An 18,507-nucleotide genomic window follows, 5' to 3' on the forward strand; every position below is an offset into this window, starting at 1 on the left:
CCTTTAGATATTGCTTTTATCTTGTTTATCACTAATACACATATTATAATTTAGTAGATATTGAGAAAGAGGCATAATAATGGATAATCTTGTTATAGGACTCATAGTTGTATTAGCATTAGCTTATATCGGTAATAAATTTTACAAACAAATGTCTGGTAAAGGTGGCTGTGGCTGTGGTGGCGGTAGCTCCAAGTCTGGCTCTAAAAAATCTTCTGGTTGCGGTGGTAACTGCAGCTGTGATGGTTCCAATAAAGCACTAGGCATTAAACGTACTGCTAAGTAAGCTAATACGAATTCTGAATTTGAATGAGGGGTCTCTATAATGGCTCCTCTTTTCAAATATAGTAATTAAATTTTTTATCATATTTAGTAGAAAGGAATATTATCATGTTCAACATCGATCAAAAAAATCTTAAAAACGCTAACTTATTCGCAGCAGGTCTTGCATTGGGTACTGTAGGTCTTAAAGTATTAACTTCTAAAGATGCTAAAAAAGTATATGCTGGTATCGTAGCAGCTGGTCTTCGCGCTAAAGAAACTGTATTAGAAACAGCTGAAAAAGTACAAGCATCCGCATCTGATGTATTGGTAGAAGCTCAAGAAATCAACGAAGCACGCAACGAAGAAATCTTTGAAGAAAACAAATAATTAGAGGATTGCACATATGTTACAATTTTCTGTAGTAAAAAAACTCAGAAATCGCTTGCATGTTAAGGTAACTGGTCATCACTTTACAGAGGCTGAAGCAGCTTATGTAGAGGATACATTACTCCTTAATGATGCAATTGTAGATGTAACCTTCTACACTCGTAGCAGTCAAATCGCCATTAAACATACTGGCGATGTTGATGCTGTGCGTGATGCAGTGCTAGGTCTACGCGATTTAGATTTGTCTGAAGCTCCTGCTTTAAACGAATATTCTCCTCGCTTGGTAAATAAAAAATACCGTGAAATGATGATCAACCGTACTGCACTTTACTTAGGTAAAAAAGCAGCGCTTCCTGCGCCTATTGCAGCTGCATGGGCTTGGTTTGATGGTATTAAATTTATTGGTAAGGCTATTAAAACATTGTGGCAACGTAAGTTAACTGTCGAAGTACTTGATGGTGTAGCTATTGGTGCTGCATTACTTCAAAAGGATTACCCTACAGCTGGCGCTGTTATGTACCTATTAGGTATTGGTGATATCTTAGAAGAATGGACTCACCGTAAATCTGTATTAAATCTCGCTCAAAGCATGTCCTTGAACGTAGATAAAGTATGGGTTTTAGTTGATGACATTGAAGTGAGCAAGCCAGTTAACGAAGTTGTGGCAGGTGATCAAATTATTATTCGCCAAGGCGAAGTGATTCCATTGGATGGCGTCGTTATCGATGGTGTTGTTCTTGTTAATGAAAGCTCCATGACTGGTGAACCAGAAGCGGTTCGTCGCGATCAAGACAGTTCTGTATATGCAGGTACTGTTGTTGAAGACGGTAAAGCTATTGTAGAAGTACGTAGTACATCCAAAACATCTCGTTACGAAAAAATCGTTAACCTCATTGAAGAGTCTGAACAAATGAAATCCGGTATGGAACAACAAGCATACCGCATGGCAGATAAATTAGTTCCAATTAGCTTTATTGGTGCTGGTTTAACATATTTGTTGACTCGAAATGTAATGAAAGCATTGTCTTTCGTTATGGTTGACTTCTCTTGTGCTCTAAAATTATCCATTCCATTGGCAGTACTTTCCGCTATGCAAGAAGCATCTAAACGCGGTATCACTGTTAAAGGTGGTAAGTTCTTAGAACAAATTGCACAAGCAGATATGATTGTGTTCGATAAAACTGGTACTCTTACAAAAGCAGAACCTGAGTTTGAACAAATCATCCCGTTCAACGGTCATGATGCAGATGAAATGTTGAAATTAGCTGCATGTATTGAGGAACATTTCCCTCACTCCATGGCAAAAGCAATTGTACGCGCTGCTAAGGATCATGACTTGCCTCACAAGGAAATGCACTCCGACGTAGAATACGTTGTAGCTCATGGTATTGCATCTAAAGTTGGTCGCTACCGTGTACGCATTGGTAGTGCTCACTACATCTTTGATGATGAAAAGACAAAAATTCCTGCAGATGAACAAGAAAAATTCAACAATTTACCAAATTCATCTTCCCATATTTACCTCGCTATTGGAGGTACACTAGCAGCGGTTATTTGTATTAAAGACCCTGTTCGTGAGGAAGCAAAACAAGTTATAGCTGATTTACACACATTGGGTATTAAAAAGGTTGTCATGATGACTGGCGACTCCAAACGTAATGCACAACGTGTAGCTGACGAACTCGGCATCGATGAATTGCATGCTGAAGTATTGCCAGAAGATAAAGCAGCTTATGTAAAACAAGCAAAAGCTGAAGGCTATACTGTTATGATGGTAGGGGATGGTATTAACGATTCCCCAGCAATTTCTGAAGCACATGTTGGTATCGCTATGAATGAAGGCGCACCAATCGCTCAAAAAATTGCAAATGTTACTATTTCTTCCGATCATCTACAAGCTCTTGTAGATTTACGCCGCATTTCTATGGCATTGATGAAACGTATCAAAGCTAATTACAATGGTATCGTTGGTTTCAACGGTGCTCTTGTAGGTGGTGGCGTACTCGGTATTATGCCGCCAAGCCAAACAGCATGGTTGCATAATCTATTCACATTGGGTATCGGCTTAGAAAGCATGACTCCATTGTTGAAAAAAGAAGAAACAAAGGAAACTGTTCCTACAATTGATGTAACAGCTGACTCCGTAGTAGCTTAATTATAAACCTCCATATAAGGTATTCATTTACCTATATGGAGGTTTTTCTTTTTTGATGACATTTATCTATGATTATTGTAAAATACAAAGAGATTACATATCATAGGAGATCTTTATGAACACATTAATAGATATTTGTAAAAGATCCGTTTATTTGAATCTATTTATCGTAGTAATTCCTATTATTGCATATATGATTCATAATGGATCAAGTGCTACCGTAGCACTTGTATGGTATTTACTTTTATCACTAATAATGCCTTGGGCATATTTATCGTTTAAAAGTAGTACCTTTGGAGATGGAAAATCGATTAGCCGTATTGCTTATGTTGTAAGTTGGATTATAATCCACGGCATTAGCTATAAAGGTATTTTTCTCGGTGTAGATTTATCGATGCTATGGAGCTGGCCAACAGTTGGCCGAGATGTAGCTTTTTTAGTAGCTATGTATATTGGTGTTACTATTAGCTTGCTTTTTGCATATGGTCTTACTCGTTTAGTAGGAGGCCGTAATGAATAAGAATTTCTGGTTATTCACCGTCGTTTGTGCTTTATTTGTAAGTGCTGTAACGACAGTTCTTTCTTTGAGTGGAGCGCTAGCTTTACCAATCTTAGTATTCCCCGTGTTGTCCCTCGTAATACCTCTTATGGTACGAAGACTTAAGAATGCTAAATTTAACGATGAACTACCATTGAGTATGGGATATCATACGTATAGTTGGGCTTGGTGGACTGTATTTTCATTTCTTCATACGCCCTTTAGCTTTACTGCAGATAGTGGAATTGTAACAGCGTTGCTTCTCTTCGTGGTGTATTTTATCGTTCAAGTGCTCATTGAACTTTGTGGGTTGTTAGCTACTAAGTTTTTCAATCGAAATCATCGATGGGGAATGGTAGATGAAGCACTCGATATAATTGGATATACTATTCCAATTCCGTTCTTATATATTGGTTCGCTTCTCTATATTGATTTACAAGATCCAATGGTTTATTTCATGTATGCGTCATCTATGAATGTAAATATACTCTTTGCAGAATTGGTGTCATTACTTATATCCTTATTGGTATTCGTATTCTATTTATACCCAAGAGAAATAGCCTATAAAGGTATACGATTATTTCGTATTGTTTTAACTGCTGGTTTATGGCTCGCTATGAATGCCCATATTTTATATGGTGGTTATATTCCAGAGTTTGTTTTATCTTTAGTTCCCACCGTTTTTCCAACGTATCAAGGTAATCCACTAGTGTTTGTTACCCCAACTTTGTTAGAAGCTGGTATGACAGGTGTAGCAGTGATTATAGGTGCATTGGTAGAGCGTGGTATTATTTCACGACGCCGTGAACGTATTTAATTTCTAGTTTCGACTTATATCCGTAAGGAATGAGAACGAAGGAGGATCTATGAACAACAATGAACGTCCAGTGGATGATAACTCAACTGTATCAATCCCAAGCAATGAAACGACTAGCCCCGTTGAACGTAAAAAGGTTAAAAAAGAGAAAAAGAGTGGTATTACTATTCGTGAGCTTACCATCATTGGTTTGTTGGCGGGGATCACAATCGCATTAGGTGTATCTGGATATGGGATTATTCCATTGGGGCCTCTTAATGTGACAACTTTACATGTACCGACTTTGATTGGTGCTATTGTAGAGGGCCCTAAGGTAGGTGCCTTTGTAGGCTTTATCTTTGGTTGCTATAGCTTGTGGCAAAATATTACAGCTCCAAACATTTTATCTCCACTATTTATTAATCCAATCATTTCTGTGTTACCACGTATACTTTTCCCTGTATTAGCATATTTAGTATACTTATTATTGTGGAAAGCACCTCAAGGTCCACGCATTCTTGTATCTGCATTTATGGGTACTGTATTCCATACAATTATGGTTATGGGACTTATCTTCTTGCTTTACGCAGATATGTTTGCTATTAAAATGAACCTAAGCCCAGATCAAGTATTAGGCTCTATTGTATTCTTATCTGTTACGCACGGTATTCCAGAAGCTGTTTTTGCTGCTGTAATTGTAACACCAGTGGCAATGGCTTTACGAAAAGTATTGCGTAAGGATGCTCCTAAGAAAACTAAAGGTGAAGCTATGCGAGACGCAAAAGTTACAGACCATCAATTAGGAGAAACTGAAGTGGTAGAAACCAAATAAGCTGAAGTTGTAGACGAAAATATAACGAAATAGTATTTTACAGGCTTTTTATAAATATGATAAAATAAATATCATTCGATAAGTATTGAGGAGGATAATCATGGCTAAACGTATTCGTACTATCAACACTGAATCCTTACAAAAAACTGCTAAAACTGGCGGTTGTGGGGAATGTCAAACATCTTGCCAATCCGCTTGTAAAACAAGCTGCACAGTTGGTAACCAAGTTTGCAAACAAAAATAATGAAGAGGCTCGCTTAGCGGGCCTTTTTTATTTATGTTTTAAAGACATACATTGTATAGTATATCTTTATGACTCTTTTTATAACGTTTAGTGTGGAAATGTGGTACAATTATCTAGAAAGTTCTATATACTAGAGCTTTTACCATACAAATCAATTGGAGGTACCATGTTAGAATTAAAACCAATGATCCATAAGTTTCGGATGAAGGATAACTATTACTGCTTAGACGTAAATAGCGGTATTATCCATGTTATCGACGAACTCATCGATAGAGTTCTTGACATATATGATGGCACTAATCGCGATGCTGTACATGCTGCGTTAGATGCTAAAGAAGATGCAGTAGAACTAGATGAGATTATGGACGAGTTAGATGAGCTCATCAAAGCGGAGCAATTATTTGCACCGATGAGTAAAGAGTTTAAACTTGTAGTAGGTGAGAAACCTATTGTTAAGGCATTATGCTTAAATATTGCTCATGATTGTAACTTAGCATGCAAATATTGCTTTGCTAGTCAAGGTGATTACGGCGGTGTTAAACGAGAATTGATGAGCTTTGATGTAGCAAAACGAGCTGTGGACTTTCTTATTAAAATGAGTGGACCTCGCCAACATTGTGAAATTGACTTTTTCGGTGGTGAGCCATTGTTGAACTGGGATGTTGTTAAGCAAACGGTTGAATACATTGAATCCATTCAAGAAAAGCACAATAAGATATTTAAGCTTACATTGACTACGAATGGTATGCTTTTAACACAAGATAAAATCGACTATGTAAACAAACACAAGATGAGTTTAGTATTGTCGTTGGATGGTCGTGAATCCGTACATAATGCAATGCGTCCAGTAGCAGGTAGTGGTGCAGAGTCTTATAAATATATTGCTAAAAATCTTATCAATGCAGTAAAACAACGTCACGGTCTTGAATATTATGTACGTGGTACATATACTCATAAAAACTTAGACTTTACTAAAGACGTTATGGCAATGTCTGATCTTGGCTTTGAACATTTGTCCATGGAGCCTGTTGTCGGTGAAGAAGGGGATTATGTGCTTCGTGAAGAAGATTGGCCAGCTCTAGAGAAAGAATATGAAAAATTAGCAGATATTTATTTACAACGCCAGTTAGAAGGCTGGGGTGAGAAGTTTAACTTCTTCCACTTCCGCATGGATTTATATCGTGGGCCATGTATGGCGAAACGCCTTCGCGGTTGTGGGGCAGGTCATGAATATATGGCGATTGTACCAAATGGTGATATTTATCCATGCCATCAATTTGTAGGCAAAGATGGATACGTGCTTGGTAATGTGTATGATGGTTTACAAAATACAGAAATTCCTAAAGATTTCCGCAATACACATGTATTCTCCAAACCAACTTGTGCTGAATGTTGGGCGAAATTCTTCTGTTCCGGTGGTTGTCATGCTAACAACATTACATTGGGTGGCGATCTAGAAACACCTTATGAATTTGGTTGTCGTTTACAGAAGAAACGCATCGAATGTGCTATTATGATTCAAGCCGAATTAGAACAAGCTGGTATTGATGGAAGTATTCCTGTTGCATTAGGTTAATTACACTTGATTCTCCGAGTATAGTAGGAGTTTATATGAAACAAAATAGTAATCAAACTACAGAACGCTGGGGAATTCGCTATACCGGTATAGTTCAAGGGGTCGGATTCCGGCCCCTTGTTTCTATGTGTGCCCATTCTCTAGGTTTAACTGGTTTTGTATATAATGATAGCCGCGGTGTATATGTTGAAATACAAGGTCCTCTAGGAGCATTGCAACTATTTTTAGATGCTGTTCAAGCGGAGCAACCTCGTTTATGTCGCATTACAAGTCAAACTGTACAACATCTTACTGTAAAAGGTGATGAAATCGACTTTATAGTAGCGCCATCTCCATTAGGTGAAGCGGTGAGTACGTTTATTAGCGCCGATACGGCGCCTTGTGATGACTGCATTAAAGAACTACAGCAGGATAAACGCAGACGTGACTATCCTTTCATCAATTGTACAAATTGTGGCCCACGATATACGATAATCAAATCTTTGCCGTATGATCGGGAGCGGACGACGATGAACGAGTTTCCCATGTGTGAAGATTGTAAGGCTGAATATGAAGATATAGAGGGGCGTCGCTATAGAGCGGAGCCAAACGCATGCTCTCGCTGCGGTCCTCAATATACATTGTATAAGCCAGATCGCAAGGCTGTGGATACAGTGAATATATGGAATACTACGCGGGAATTGATTAATGAAGGTAGTATTATCGCAATAAAAGGTGTAGGAGGATATCATCTTGTTTGCGATGCTAGAAATGACGCTGCTGTACAACGCTTACGTAAGCGAAAGAATAGATCGCATAAACCATTAGCGATAATGGTGGGAACTCTAGATATGGCGATTGAGTTAGTACATATTAATGATGTAGAACTAGATATATTGACGGGGATGGAACGTCCTATTGTGTTATTAGAAAAAAATCATAATAGTTCTGTCCATTTGAGCTCTTATGTGGCTCCTGATAATCGTATGTTAGGTGTTATGTTGCCTTATTCACCAATGCATGAGGTGTTATTACCTTCTGATGCGGCATGGGTTATGACCAGTGGTAACAAAAGCGGTGATTCCGTATTATATAACGACGATCAAGCGTTTAATGAACTAGGTGAGGTAGCAGATTATTTCCTCATTCATAATCGTGAAATCTATGCTCCCCTTGATGATTCTGTGGTGGTGGTCATCAATAATAAACCTCGATTTATTCGTCGCAGTCGTGGCTATGTACCTGAGCCAATTCATTGTGACGGTTTAGAACAAACTTCGATATTAGCTATGGGCAGTGATTTGAAAAATGCGTTTGCTGTGAATAAAGGTAGTGAAGTTCTTGTAGGACCCCATATTGGAGATTTAGAGAATGCATCTACTCATAAAACCCTAGAATGGACTATTGAGCGATATAAAAATTTATTTTCTATACAACCAGAAAAGATTATTATAGATAGTCATCCCCAGTTTTTCTCTTCTCGGTTAGGTGAAAAAATAGGTGAAAGTTTCCATCTTTCTGTTGTACCTGTTCAGCATCATCATGCTCATATAGCGTCTGTTATGGCGGAACACAATTTAAGGGGGCTTGTACTAGGGATTGCTATGGATGGTACTGGCTATGGTCCAGATGGAACTATATGGGGGGGAGAATTTCTCCTTTGTAAAGGCAATCAATATCAGAGATTGGCACATATTCATGCGGCTCCATTGCCTGGCGGAGAAAAGGCTGTTACTGAACCTTGGCGACAAGCCTTATGGTATATTCGTAATTATTATGGTGATGATATCCCTTTTGTATATCAAGAATGGATGAAGGAACTTCCAAAGGGATGGGAAATTTTAGATAAAGCATTACAATCTAGAATGCCCATGATTCAAGCTACAAGCTGTGGGCGATTATTTGATACTGTAGGTGCTTTATTAGGTCTTGGTATGGTCCATAGTTATGATGCACAAATTGCCATTGCTTTAGAAACTCTATGTGGTGATGAAAAAGGATCATTACTTGCTTACAATTATGATGGACATATTCTTGACTTTACACCTACAGTTCAATCTATTATGGATGGTGTTGTTCGTGGTGAATGTCGAGCTCATTTAGCCGCTTCATTTCATAAAACAATGGCAATAGCACTATGTGAAACGGCTGCAGACTTGATGGAGCGATATAATATTAGTAATGCGGCCATGTCTGGTGGTGTATTTCAAAATCGTAAACTATTAGAATTTATATATAAGACGTGGCATATAGGTATTTTATATATGAATGAAGCGGTTCCCTCTAATGATGGTGGACTTGCTTTAGGACAACTGTGGTTAGGAAATCAATTATAAATTGTCATATAGCTCTTATTCTTAGATAAATTTATTTAGTAATGTCCTGAATATTGTTTAATCTATGTGAGTGCCATAGCTAGTTTAAGTTCTAGTTGTTTGTGCACACTATCACTAAATAATGAGTGTAACTGTGATACAATAATATTAATTTTATTCATATATTTCGGAGCTGTTTTATTGAAGTAAATGTATATAAAACTTGTTATAAATGATATAGATAAGGAGATAATATGTGCTTAGCTGTACCAGCGCAATTGATTGCTGTGAATGATGCTATTGGTACCGTTGAATTGACAGGTGCTACCCGTGACTGCAGCTTGCTCCTCGTACCAGATGCAAAGGTCGGGGACTGGTTGTTAGTTCATGCAGGTTTTGCTGTACAAATTGTTGATGAAGAAGAGGCTCAAAAAACATTAGAGGCCTTTAAGGAGTTAGAAGAACTTGAAGAAGCTTACTTTGCAGGAAAAGCAGCACACAGCTGATGCTTTGTTAAGGCGCATCAATGCGCTTCATAAGCCCGGTGAAACTGTGCGGCTTATGGAGGTTTGTGGTACGCATACAGTATCGATTTTCCGAGAAGGTCTTCGTCAATTATTGCCAAGTGGCATAGAACTTGTTAGTGGACCAGGATGTCCAGTATGTGTAACTGATCAAACCTATATGGATAAGGCTTTAGCCTATGCAGAACGTGAGGATGTTATTATTGCTACCTTTGGGGATATGTTAAAGGTTCCAGGTAGCTATAGTAGTCTCAATGAAGCTCAAACAAAAGGAGCTCATATCCATGTTATTTATACGCCTTTAGAGGTAATAGAACTTAGCAAAAAATATCCAGAAAAGAAAATAATATTCTTAGCTATTGGCTTTGAAACGACTATTGCGATTATATGTGCTACTGTGAAAGCCGTTCACGCAGCAGGACTTAAGAATGTATTCTTCTTAGTATCTCATAAATTAGTGCCTCCAGCATTGCGTGCACTATTAGATAAACAAGAAGGTCATATCGATGGATTTATTTTACCTGGCCATGTGAGTGTTATTATTGGTGAAGAACCATACCGATTTTTGCCCAAAGAATACGGTATTCCATCTTGTATCGCTGGCTTTGATGGCTTAGAAATATTGTCTGCCATAGCTAATATTTTAGAGCAACGTGAGTCTGGTAATATTGTAGTGGGTAATACGTATCATTCTGTAGTTATGCAGAAGGGAAACCCTGTAGCCCAAGCTATGATCGAGGAAGTATATGAAGTATGCGATGATGTATGGCGTGGTATTGGTGTGATTCCTAACTCTGGTTTAGCATTAAAGGGTGAGTATGCAGCTTATGATGTAGAGCTTGTCCTTCCTATTAACTTGGATAAACCATCTCTTGATCCTAAAGGCTGTCAATGTGGACGTGTTTTGCAAGGCCTTATTAAACCGAGTGAATGTCCGTTATTTGGTAAAAGCTGTACCGCAGATCATCCGGTGGGTGCCTGTATGGTATCTGTAGAGGGTAGCTGTGCTGCATGGTATAAATATGGTTATTCTAGTGGTGGATCGACGTGGGAGGATTAATATGGAACGAGTTCGCTTAGTCCATGGTAATGGTGGACGATTTAGTCATGAGTTGACGGACCGTTTTATTTTGAAATATTTTACAAATGATTTATTGGCGCCCCTACACGATGGTGCCCAGTTTCCTGTTACAGCCGGGCGCATGGCCTTCTCTACAGATTCTTATGTGGTGCAACCTGCGTTCTTTCCTGGTGGTAATATTGGCAAGTTGGCTGTTTGTGGAACTGTGAATGATTTAGCCATGAATGGCGCGATACCTCAATATTTAAGTTGTGGTCTTATTTTAGAAGAAGGTTTGGCCTTTGAAGAGCTAGATGAAATTCTTCGCACTATGTCAGAAATGGCAAAAGCCGCAAATGTTCAAATTGTTACAGGTGATACAAAGGTCGTTAAAAAGGGCGAAGTAGATAAAATCTACATTAATACTGCTGGTATTGGCATGATTCCAGATGGAATAGATATTGGTCCACATCGTGTGAAAGCAGGGCTAGATATCATTTTGTCTGGTGCTATTGGAGATCACTCCATTGCCGTTATGGGGCAACGGTTTGGGTTAGATTTATCTGACTCCTTAACAACTGACTGTGCACCACTAAATAAGATGGTTCAAGCAGTATTAGATAAAGTAGGAACTCAAGTTGCTTTGTTGAGAGATCCCACTCGTGGTGGCCTAGGTACCGTTTTAAAAGAGATCGCTGATCAGAGTCAAGTAGGCATTAAGGTTGAAGAAACGGCCATACCTATTCATGAAGAAGTACTGTCAGTATGTAATATATTAGGGTATGACCCTTTATATTTAGCGAATGAAGGGAAAGTAGTCCTTATCGTTGAGCCATCTATTACAGACGAAGTTCTTAAGATTCTTCATAGTTTTGAAGAGGGAAGCGAAGCTACTTTAATTGGTAAAACTTTAGATAAAAATATTGGTAAGGTTGGTCTACAAACGGCTATTGGAGGTGTTCGTCTGATTGATTTATTAGGCGAAGATCAGGTTCCACGAATTTGTTAAATTTATAATTAATAAAAGTAATTAAACTATATCATTTTATTAATCTTTTCATTTCAATTTTTGAGCTTTCTAGATGTAGCTTGTATTAGATGTTGACACGATTTATCGTTGATGATAGCATTAAATTAAGTTGCGTAAAATTCATTAAGAATTCATCGAAAATCTATATTATGTTAGTATCTTTATGTGTAAGTTCTTATACTTTCACTAGAATCTATGTATAGAATTTGTTAAAATATAAGTATCTATAGGAGGCTTATTATGAAAAAGAAGATTATTACAGCTGTTCTAGGGATTTGTTTAACTACAACTGCATTTGGTGGTATCTTGACAACTCAAGCTGGTGGACTTAGCAGCATTCTTGGTGGTGCAGCTAAAATTGGTGGTATCGGCATTGTTGTTAACAAATTTGGTCCACAAATTGACTCTTTCCTAAATAAATTATTGAAACAAAATAACTTGAGTACTGAATATACAACTAAAGTAGTTCCTATTATCAGTATTGGTACAAAAGGTTATATCGGTGCGGCTCAAGTTACTGGGCCTGCTTCTAGCATTGAAGAAGTTAAAGCTGTTGCTCAAGTAGAAGGTAGCTTTAATGGTATGGTTCGTGTAAAAGGATTAGTTCCTGTTAATAGCACAAACCCAGTTGGTGCATCTCGTGTTCAAGGCGTAGGTGTATCTGCGATTATTGATTTGAAAATTTAATGGCCACTGAGCATATAAATTGATAGACTCAGGGAATAAGCACGGTCTTAGGCCCGTGCTTATTCTGTTGTATAACAGTTATACATTAGATACATTGTGGAGGAATTTATGAAGAAACAAGTACTTACACTTTTAATGGCATCCCTAATTTCAGGCACTGCATTTGCCGCTCCTGGTACAGTAACTGAAAAAACAAATGTTTTAGAAACTACTGTATATGGAGCCGTACAAGATGGTGCTGTTGTGGACCGCATTAATCAACTTGATGAAACCGTGTATGGTACTGGTTTCAATGGTAATTCCGCAACATTGAGTAAACGTGTTGACTCCCTCTACAATTCTGTAGAAGGCAGTGGTACTAATATTTCTTTGCGCGAAGAAATGGATGCATTGGAATATACATATCAAAATAGCATTAACGTAGGATCTCTTGTAGACCGTGTAGAAAAGATGGAACGTAGCGTTAATGGTCGCATTGGTAGCGGTTCCTTACAAAAACGTATTATCTCTTTGAAGACAAAGGTATATGGTAGCAATGTGGCTCTTACTAACCAAGTAGGTACATTGTCTGGTAATCAAGTGTTCAAAGTGACTCTAAATGAAGCGGTTTCTTCTAAAACTAGTCATGAAGGTGACACTATATCCTTTACTGTTGCAGAAAATGTAATGGATGGCAATGTCTTATTAGTACCTGCGGGCACTGTAGGTTCCGGAACAATTACTTCTTTGAAAAAGGCTCGTTCCTTTGGTCGTAATGGTGCGTTAGATATTACATTTGATACAATCCCAGCTATTGATGGTACAGAATTTACTGCTGTACAAGGTAAAGAGGCTAAGGATAAAACCCGTAGTGAAGTTAAAGCAGCAGGTGCATCTGTAGCGGGCGCAGTTCTACTCGGTCCTGTTGGGCTTGTAGGGGGCGCTTTCATCAAAGGTAAAAATATTGAGTACCCAGCTGGTGCTACTGTATATGTACAACCTCAAGATTCCGTAACAATTCAAGGTCTTGTTATTGGTGGCGATGGTTTAGCTCATAGTGATGATGAATTAGCTGATGCTGTAACTGTACCTAATACAACAGGTGAATCTGAAGAATATGTAGAAAATAATGATACTGATGAAAATGCAGCTGTAGCTGAAGATACTACAGCAGTTGAGGAGCCAGAAGAACCTGTAGAAAATGTTTCTCAACCTATCGTTGTTGTAAAGCGTAATCAATAATTAACAAATTCTTAAAGTAATAGGAGTTCTAGTAACCATGAGGAAACGTAAAGTACAATGGCTGGCAGCGGCATGTGTTGTTTGTTTAGCACAACCTGTATGGGCCGCTACTGAGTCAACTATTGTATATCAAGATACATTGGATAGCGTAGGTCAATCCTATGCAGGAGAAATTTCTAAAGCATCTACACCTGAATATAGTAATATCCGTGTTGTACGTCGTGGTGAAAAAGCGAAATCTGCTGCTCCTGCTGAACAGTTGCCTACACGTATCGATGCTAATAAAATGTCTTATACTGGCTCTACAGGTGATGTATATGCTCAAGGCGATGTTGTGGTGTCTCAAGGCAATCAAACTTTGATGGCCCCCCGTATTGAAGGTAATACTAAAACCACAGAATATCGTACTGTTGGGGGCTATCGCTATTTGGAAGATGGCGGTAAAACAAAAGATATTACAGGTCAAAATATGACGTATCGCACTAGCGATCGTCACTTTGAGGCAGACCAAGCCATGGGATGGAGCGATCCCTATTATGTAAAGGGCAATAACGCCACTTTTGATGGACAAATAGGCCATATGGAAAAGGGCATGGTCACTACAAAACATGCAATGGCTTTTGTTCATACTCCAGATTATCGTGTGGAGGGTCAAGATATTCAGGTATATCCTGGTGATAAAGTCGTTATTAAAAAACCATCCTTTTATATTAAAAACTTTAAAGTATTATCCTTGCCATCTTATACGACTTCATTGCGTCATGACAAAGAAGGCAAATTTAGTATTTTTTCCTTAATACCAAAACCTACGTATAGTAACGATGATGGTATTGGCTTACATGGTAGTACAGAATATCCTATCGGTAAAAATGGTGAAGCTTATATTGACTATCGTTGGTATTCTAAATCTGGTTTTAAACCACAGGTGGGATATCGTCATTATTTACCTTGGGGGACTGCTTCTGTTGGTTATAGCAAGGAATCTAATGAATATAATGATGAAACAGTATGGGTAGAAAAAATAGGTGAAGCTCGTTTGGATACTCATACATATCATGTAGGAAATTCTCCAATTACTGTACGTGGTGGTGTTAATGCTGGTTATTGGAAAGAGGGTTCTGTAAAAGGTTCTCATAAGGAATATTATGCAGAGGTTTCTCATGATCCGATTAAGCTTGGTAAAAATGCTGATTTGCGCTTCTTAGGTGGTTACCAACGTGACTACTATGGCTATGATGGTAGTATCCGTAGCATGCCTTATTGGGGTGCTAGATTCCAATCTAAAGTTGGTAATCGTGCTAATGTATGGGTTAGTTATAATCAACGAAATATAACCTACAATAATTCCCCTTATCGTTTTGACACGACAGAACTTCCAAAAGAGCTTATTTATGGCGGTACGTATAAATTGACTCGCCTAGATGATATTTCTGTAAGTGTTAAGAATAACATGATGAGTGGGGATATTGATTCTGTCTATTATACATGGCATCGTGATTTACACTCCTTCGATATGTACTTAACATATAAAGATGGACATAAAAATAAAAATGATCAATGGAAAATTAAATTTGTAGGTAAAGACTTTTAGTTAGGAGAATACTATGCAACGCATTAGAAAAGCTGTAATTCCAGCAGCTGGTTTTGGTACACGTTTCTTACCAGCTACCAAGGCACAACCAAAAGAAATGCTTCCTATTGTCGATACACCTGCTATCCAATACATTGTAAAAGAAGCTTTAGATTCTGGGATTGAAGAAATTCTAATTATTACAGGTCGTAATAAACGTGCTATTGAGGACCATTTTGATAGTAGTGTTGAATTAGAATTGTTATTACAAAGTCAAGGTAAAAATAAACCATTGGCTATGATCAAGGATTTGGCGGACATTAAAGTTCACTTTATTCGTCAAAAAGCACCTCGTGGACTTGGTGATGCTGTATTGTGTGCAAAAGCATTTATTGGTGATGAGCCATTTGCAGTGTTACTTGGTGATGATATTGTTTACAATCCAGAAAATCCATGCTTAAAACAGTTGATTGATTGCTATAATGAGCATCCTGGTATTATTTTAGGCGCTCAATTTGTACCGGAAGATAAAGTTAGTTCTTATGGTATTGTATCTGGTGAAGCAATGGCTGATAATTTATATCGTGTTGATAACTTGGTGGAAAAACCTAAGAAAGAGGATGCTCCATCTCGACTCGCTGTATTAGGTCGTTATATTTTAACACCAGATATTTTCAATATCTTAGAAGCTACTAAGCCTGGTGTAGGTAATGAAGTCCAATTAACTGATGCATTGGCAGCCTCTAAAACGGATACGTATGCATTAGCATATGAAGGTATTCGCTACGATACAGGGGATAAATTGGGCTATTTAAAAGCCACTGTTGAGTATGCATTGCGCAACGAAGAATTGGGTGAAAGCTTTAAAGCTTACCTAAAGGAATTGGATCTAAAATAGATAATTTATGAGACTTCCACGTGAGGGGCCTATGATATATGTCATAGGCTCTTTTTGGTTATAGTTTCAAATTCATTTGTTATTTGTTAACATATGGATAATGCCTTTTGTTGACGAATGAAATAATGTTGATTATAATCAAGATATTGAATAAATAAAAGGACTGTGATTATATGAAAACATTATTTAAAGCATTATGTAATAATGATTTGAATCTACCAGGACACAGCGTTATTAAACATATGCATTATGATTCCTCAGGTAGTGATAGAACCGTATGTGAAATTGTATCGAAAGTAGCAAAAACCACCACAATTGGTATTATGGATACGTCTGGCTTCTTAATGGTCGATTTACGACCAGTGCCAAAACAATTTAACATTCGTTCTACTATAAACCAACAGGGAACAGATGGTGCTATATCTTTTTCTAAGGAAGAGGTCATACGATTTGTAAATGATATTAATGATACGAATCCCATCCATCGTGAGAATCCTTATGTTGTTCCTGGCTGCATGATTTTAGAAACGATGTGGGATTTTTGGAATATTAGTAAATCTGCTCTGCAAATGGCGATTTATTTTCATGCACCAGTTATTGCAGATGACAAGGTAACCTTGGTGGAATATCCTGAAGATGCTCATGTAGAAGGTTACATTGGTGATACATTGGTATTTTCGGCTACGTTTTTCGGTGAAAATGAAGATTCATCATCTTTGAAACAAAGATGTATTAGTTAGAGGTAATTATGGAAACAAGACGTTTAACAAAAATGGCTTTATTAACAGCCTTATTATGTATTTCAGCATATATTTCTTTCCCATTGCCATTTAGTCCCGCTATGGTAACGGCTTTGACTTTGGTAGCCACATTAATCGGCTTATTGTTACAGCCTAAGGATGCACTTATCGTATTTATCATTTATATTTTGCTTGGTGCAGTTGGGTTACCAGTATTTGTTGGCGGTACGGCTGGTCTTGGCAAATTGTTGGGACCAACAGGTGGCTTTATTTTTTCTTGGCCAGTTGCATATACATTACTAAGTATATTTAAAGGTTCTAAAAAGAGCTTTTTCTCTTATGCCTGGCGATCTCTTGTGATTACCATTCCTGTAGTGTACCTCTTTGGTGTAGCAGGTTTTATGATTGTTACAAAAACAGAACTTTGGGCGGCCTTGCCTGTAGTCATGTTCCCATTTATTCCTGGAGATATCGTAAAATGTCTGGTTGCTTCTTGGTTAGCAACTAAAGTTAAAATTTAGAATACAATTAAAGTGGCATTCTGCGGGATGCCTCTTTTTTGCTTTTAATAGAAGGAGTATATATGTCAGTATATATTCATGGTGGGCTTAGAAGTCCTATCGGCGTTTTAAATGGACAATATAAACATATGAGACCCGAGATTTTAGGCTCTCAAGTAATTGATGAAATAATTAATCGTTATACTATTTCACATATAGATGGAATCTTCTGTGGTAATGCAGTTGGTACCGGTGGTAACCTTGGCCGTCTCATGGGTCTTATGTGTAATTTACCAAATTCTGTGCCTGCTATTACCGTTGATATGCAATGTGCCTCAGCTTTGATGAGTATTGAGATCGCCTATGCACATATTTTGTCTGGTATTATGGATTCCGCTATTGCAGGCGGTATTGAAAGTTCGTCGTTACAGCCAGAGCGAGTGTATGCATCAGGGGATGATCGAAAAGGAACCTATAAGGTAGCTCAATTTACGCCCCAAGATCAATCGCCTTTAGCCATGCTCGAAGGGGCTGAGCGGACTATCCATAAACACAATGTAACAAAGGAAGATTTATATCCACATATTATTGGCAGTCATCAAAGAGCATCAGCTGCTTTAGATAACCCATATTTACAGTCATATATTATACCTATTACTATAGATGGTAAAAGATGTATAGATGAATGTATTCGACTTACGATGAACGAGAAACTCTTGTCTAGGATGAAACCTTTGTTGGGAGCTGACTCTATTACAAATGCAGGCAATGCGTGTTTAACTCATGATGGAGCGGCCTTTGTATATTTATCTAATAAAAAAGGTCCTTTTAAAATTTATAGCGTTAAACCTTGGGCAGGAAATCCTCAGTTTAGTCCGGAGGGCGCTCTTGAAAGTACAGAAGGCATTTTAAAACGTACAGGTTTAACTATGGATGATATTGATGTGGTGGAATGGAATGAAGCTTTTGCCATCATTGATGTTCTTTTTAACAAGGCGTACCCTAATCACATTAAAAAATATAACATGCTTGGAGGTGCCTTAGCTTATGGACATCCCTATGGATGTTCTGGTGCCATATTAGTGCTTCACTGTATGGCTGCTTTAGAATCTTGTGGTGGTCGCTATGGTTTATGTGCTATTGCTGGTGCAGGGGGCACAGGTACGGCTTTAATTATGGAACGCATGTAAT

General features: G+C 37.9%; 19 protein-coding genes. All 19 read left to right on the forward strand.

What is annotated here, in order from left to right:
* The first annotated feature begins 79 nt into the window (after nucleotides 1–79).
* The 19 genes from E7K77_RS00175 to E7K77_RS00265 all read left to right on the forward strand — a co-directional run bounded on the left by E7K77_RS00175 (nucleotide 80) and on the right by E7K77_RS00265 (nucleotide 18,506).
* A complete protein-coding gene (locus tag E7K77_RS00175) occupies nucleotides 80–286 on the forward strand; it encodes a FeoB-associated Cys-rich membrane protein (RefSeq protein WP_004697259.1) in 207 nt (68 codons plus the stop codon).
* A 104-nt stretch (nucleotides 287–390) separates the two neighbouring features.
* Nucleotides 391–651 (forward strand): DUF6110 family protein, encoded by a 261-nt coding sequence (locus E7K77_RS00180; RefSeq protein WP_325305750.1) that lies wholly within the window; start codon nucleotides 391–393, stop codon nucleotides 649–651.
* 16 nt (nucleotides 652–667) lie between these two features.
* Entirely contained in the window at nucleotides 668–2,806 is a 2,139-nt protein-coding gene (locus tag E7K77_RS00185) for a heavy metal translocating P-type ATPase (protein ID WP_316066330.1), read from the forward strand.
* Between the two features lie 115 nt (nucleotides 2,807–2,921).
* On the forward strand, nucleotides 2,922–3,326 hold the full coding sequence (locus E7K77_RS00190; RefSeq protein ID WP_314363338.1) for a hypothetical protein: 405 nt from the start codon (nucleotides 2,922–2,924) through the stop codon (nucleotides 3,324–3,326).
* Nucleotides 3,319–4,161: a hypothetical protein gene (locus E7K77_RS00195; protein ID WP_314363337.1), complete on the forward strand. Its 843-nt coding sequence runs from the start codon at nucleotides 3,319–3,321 to the stop codon at nucleotides 4,159–4,161. Before E7K77_RS00190 ends, E7K77_RS00195 begins: the two co-directional genes overlap by 8 nt.
* Nucleotides 4,162–4,210: 49 nt before the next feature.
* Nucleotides 4,211–4,972, forward strand: a complete 762-nt coding sequence (locus E7K77_RS00200; protein ID WP_316066331.1) for an ECF transporter S component — start codon at nucleotides 4,211–4,213, stop codon at nucleotides 4,970–4,972.
* A 100-nt stretch (nucleotides 4,973–5,072) separates the two neighbouring features.
* On the forward strand, nucleotides 5,073–5,216 hold the full coding sequence (gene scfA, locus E7K77_RS00205) for a six-cysteine ranthipeptide SCIFF (protein ID WP_004693318.1): 144 nt from the start codon (nucleotides 5,073–5,075) through the stop codon (nucleotides 5,214–5,216).
* A gap of 166 nt (nucleotides 5,217–5,382) precedes the next feature.
* A complete protein-coding gene (gene scfB, locus E7K77_RS00210) occupies nucleotides 5,383–6,792 on the forward strand; it encodes a thioether cross-link-forming SCIFF peptide maturase (RefSeq protein WP_278622105.1) in 1,410 nt (469 codons plus the stop codon).
* Nucleotides 6,793–6,827: 35 nt separating this feature from the next.
* A complete protein-coding gene (hypF, locus tag E7K77_RS00215) occupies nucleotides 6,828–9,107 on the forward strand; it encodes a carbamoyltransferase HypF (RefSeq protein ID WP_325305755.1) in 2,280 nt (759 codons plus the stop codon).
* A gap of 233 nt (nucleotides 9,108–9,340) precedes the next feature.
* Nucleotides 9,341–9,592, forward strand: coding sequence for a HypC/HybG/HupF family hydrogenase formation chaperone (locus E7K77_RS00220; protein WP_004693324.1), 252 nt, complete (start codon nucleotides 9,341–9,343; stop codon nucleotides 9,590–9,592).
* Nucleotides 9,552–10,670, forward strand: coding sequence for a hydrogenase formation protein HypD (gene hypD / locus E7K77_RS00225; RefSeq protein ID WP_008713626.1), 1,119 nt, complete (start codon nucleotides 9,552–9,554; stop codon nucleotides 10,668–10,670). Before E7K77_RS00220 ends, hypD begins: the two co-directional genes overlap by 41 nt.
* A 1-nt stretch (nucleotide 10,671) precedes the next feature.
* On the forward strand, nucleotides 10,672–11,679 hold the full coding sequence (gene hypE / locus E7K77_RS00230) for a hydrogenase expression/formation protein HypE (protein WP_008713629.1): 1,008 nt from the start codon (nucleotides 10,672–10,674) through the stop codon (nucleotides 11,677–11,679).
* Between the two features lie 261 nt (nucleotides 11,680–11,940).
* Entirely contained in the window at nucleotides 11,941–12,387 is a 447-nt protein-coding gene (locus tag E7K77_RS00235) for a hypothetical protein (protein ID WP_004697051.1), read from the forward strand.
* A gap of 108 nt (nucleotides 12,388–12,495) precedes the next feature.
* Complete coding sequence (locus E7K77_RS00240) at nucleotides 12,496–13,608, forward strand: hypothetical protein (RefSeq protein ID WP_325305759.1); 1,113 nt, start codon at nucleotides 12,496–12,498, stop codon at nucleotides 13,606–13,608.
* Between the two features lie 37 nt (nucleotides 13,609–13,645).
* A complete protein-coding gene (locus E7K77_RS00245) occupies nucleotides 13,646–15,199 on the forward strand; it encodes an organic solvent tolerance protein OstA (protein ID WP_004697340.1) in 1,554 nt (517 codons plus the stop codon).
* A 13-nt stretch (nucleotides 15,200–15,212) separates the two neighbouring features.
* Nucleotides 15,213–16,076 (forward strand): UTP--glucose-1-phosphate uridylyltransferase GalU, encoded by an 864-nt coding sequence (galU, locus tag E7K77_RS00250; protein WP_278457383.1) that lies wholly within the window; start codon nucleotides 15,213–15,215, stop codon nucleotides 16,074–16,076.
* Between the two features lie 173 nt (nucleotides 16,077–16,249).
* Complete coding sequence (locus E7K77_RS00255) at nucleotides 16,250–16,816, forward strand: hypothetical protein (protein ID WP_278604734.1); 567 nt, start codon at nucleotides 16,250–16,252, stop codon at nucleotides 16,814–16,816.
* An 8-nt stretch (nucleotides 16,817–16,824) separates the two neighbouring features.
* On the forward strand, nucleotides 16,825–17,337 hold the full coding sequence (locus tag E7K77_RS00260; protein WP_004693338.1) for a biotin transporter BioY: 513 nt from the start codon (nucleotides 16,825–16,827) through the stop codon (nucleotides 17,335–17,337).
* Between the two features lie 62 nt (nucleotides 17,338–17,399).
* Nucleotides 17,400–18,506, forward strand: a complete 1,107-nt coding sequence (locus E7K77_RS00265; protein WP_278622102.1) for an acetyl-CoA C-acyltransferase — start codon at nucleotides 17,400–17,402, stop codon at nucleotides 18,504–18,506.
* The last annotated feature ends 1 nt before the right edge of the window (nucleotide 18,507 follow it).

The sequence above is a fragment of the Veillonella parvula genome (assembly GCF_032577575.1).
GTDB lineage: Bacteria > Bacillota > Negativicutes > Veillonellales > Veillonellaceae > Veillonella.

Bases quoted from the DNA above. Each gene is read 5' to 3' on its own strand.
- E7K77_RS00175 (WP_004697259.1), top strand. From the start codon at position 80: ATGGATAATCTTGTTATAGGACTCATAGTTGTATTAGCATTAGCTTAT.
- E7K77_RS00180 (WP_325305750.1), top strand. From the start codon at position 391: ATGTTCAACATCGATCAAAAAAATCTTAAAAACGCTAACTTATTCGCA.
- E7K77_RS00185 (WP_316066330.1), top strand. From the start codon at position 668: ATGTTACAATTTTCTGTAGTAAAAAAACTCAGAAATCGCTTGCATGTT.
- E7K77_RS00190 (WP_314363338.1), top strand. From the start codon at position 2,922: ATGAACACATTAATAGATATTTGTAAAAGATCCGTTTATTTGAATCTA.
- E7K77_RS00195 (WP_314363337.1), top strand. From the start codon at position 3,319: ATGAATAAGAATTTCTGGTTATTCACCGTCGTTTGTGCTTTATTTGTA.
- E7K77_RS00200 (WP_316066331.1), top strand. From the start codon at position 4,211: ATGAACAACAATGAACGTCCAGTGGATGATAACTCAACTGTATCAATC.
- scfA (WP_004693318.1), top strand. From the start codon at position 5,073: ATGGCTAAACGTATTCGTACTATCAACACTGAATCCTTACAAAAAACT.
- scfB (WP_278622105.1), top strand. From the start codon at position 5,383: ATGTTAGAATTAAAACCAATGATCCATAAGTTTCGGATGAAGGATAAC.
- hypF (WP_325305755.1), top strand. From the start codon at position 6,828: ATGAAACAAAATAGTAATCAAACTACAGAACGCTGGGGAATTCGCTAT.
- E7K77_RS00220 (WP_004693324.1), top strand. From the start codon at position 9,341: ATGTGCTTAGCTGTACCAGCGCAATTGATTGCTGTGAATGATGCTATT.
- hypE (WP_008713629.1), top strand. From the start codon at position 10,672: ATGGAACGAGTTCGCTTAGTCCATGGTAATGGTGGACGATTTAGTCAT.
- E7K77_RS00235 (WP_004697051.1), top strand. From the start codon at position 11,941: ATGAAAAAGAAGATTATTACAGCTGTTCTAGGGATTTGTTTAACTACA.
- E7K77_RS00240 (WP_325305759.1), top strand. From the start codon at position 12,496: ATGAAGAAACAAGTACTTACACTTTTAATGGCATCCCTAATTTCAGGC.
- E7K77_RS00245 (WP_004697340.1), top strand. From the start codon at position 13,646: ATGAGGAAACGTAAAGTACAATGGCTGGCAGCGGCATGTGTTGTTTGT.
- galU (WP_278457383.1), top strand. From the start codon at position 15,213: ATGCAACGCATTAGAAAAGCTGTAATTCCAGCAGCTGGTTTTGGTACA.
- E7K77_RS00255 (WP_278604734.1), top strand. From the start codon at position 16,250: ATGAAAACATTATTTAAAGCATTATGTAATAATGATTTGAATCTACCA.
- E7K77_RS00260 (WP_004693338.1), top strand. From the start codon at position 16,825: ATGGAAACAAGACGTTTAACAAAAATGGCTTTATTAACAGCCTTATTA.
- E7K77_RS00265 (WP_278622102.1), top strand. From the start codon at position 17,400: ATGTCAGTATATATTCATGGTGGGCTTAGAAGTCCTATCGGCGTTTTA.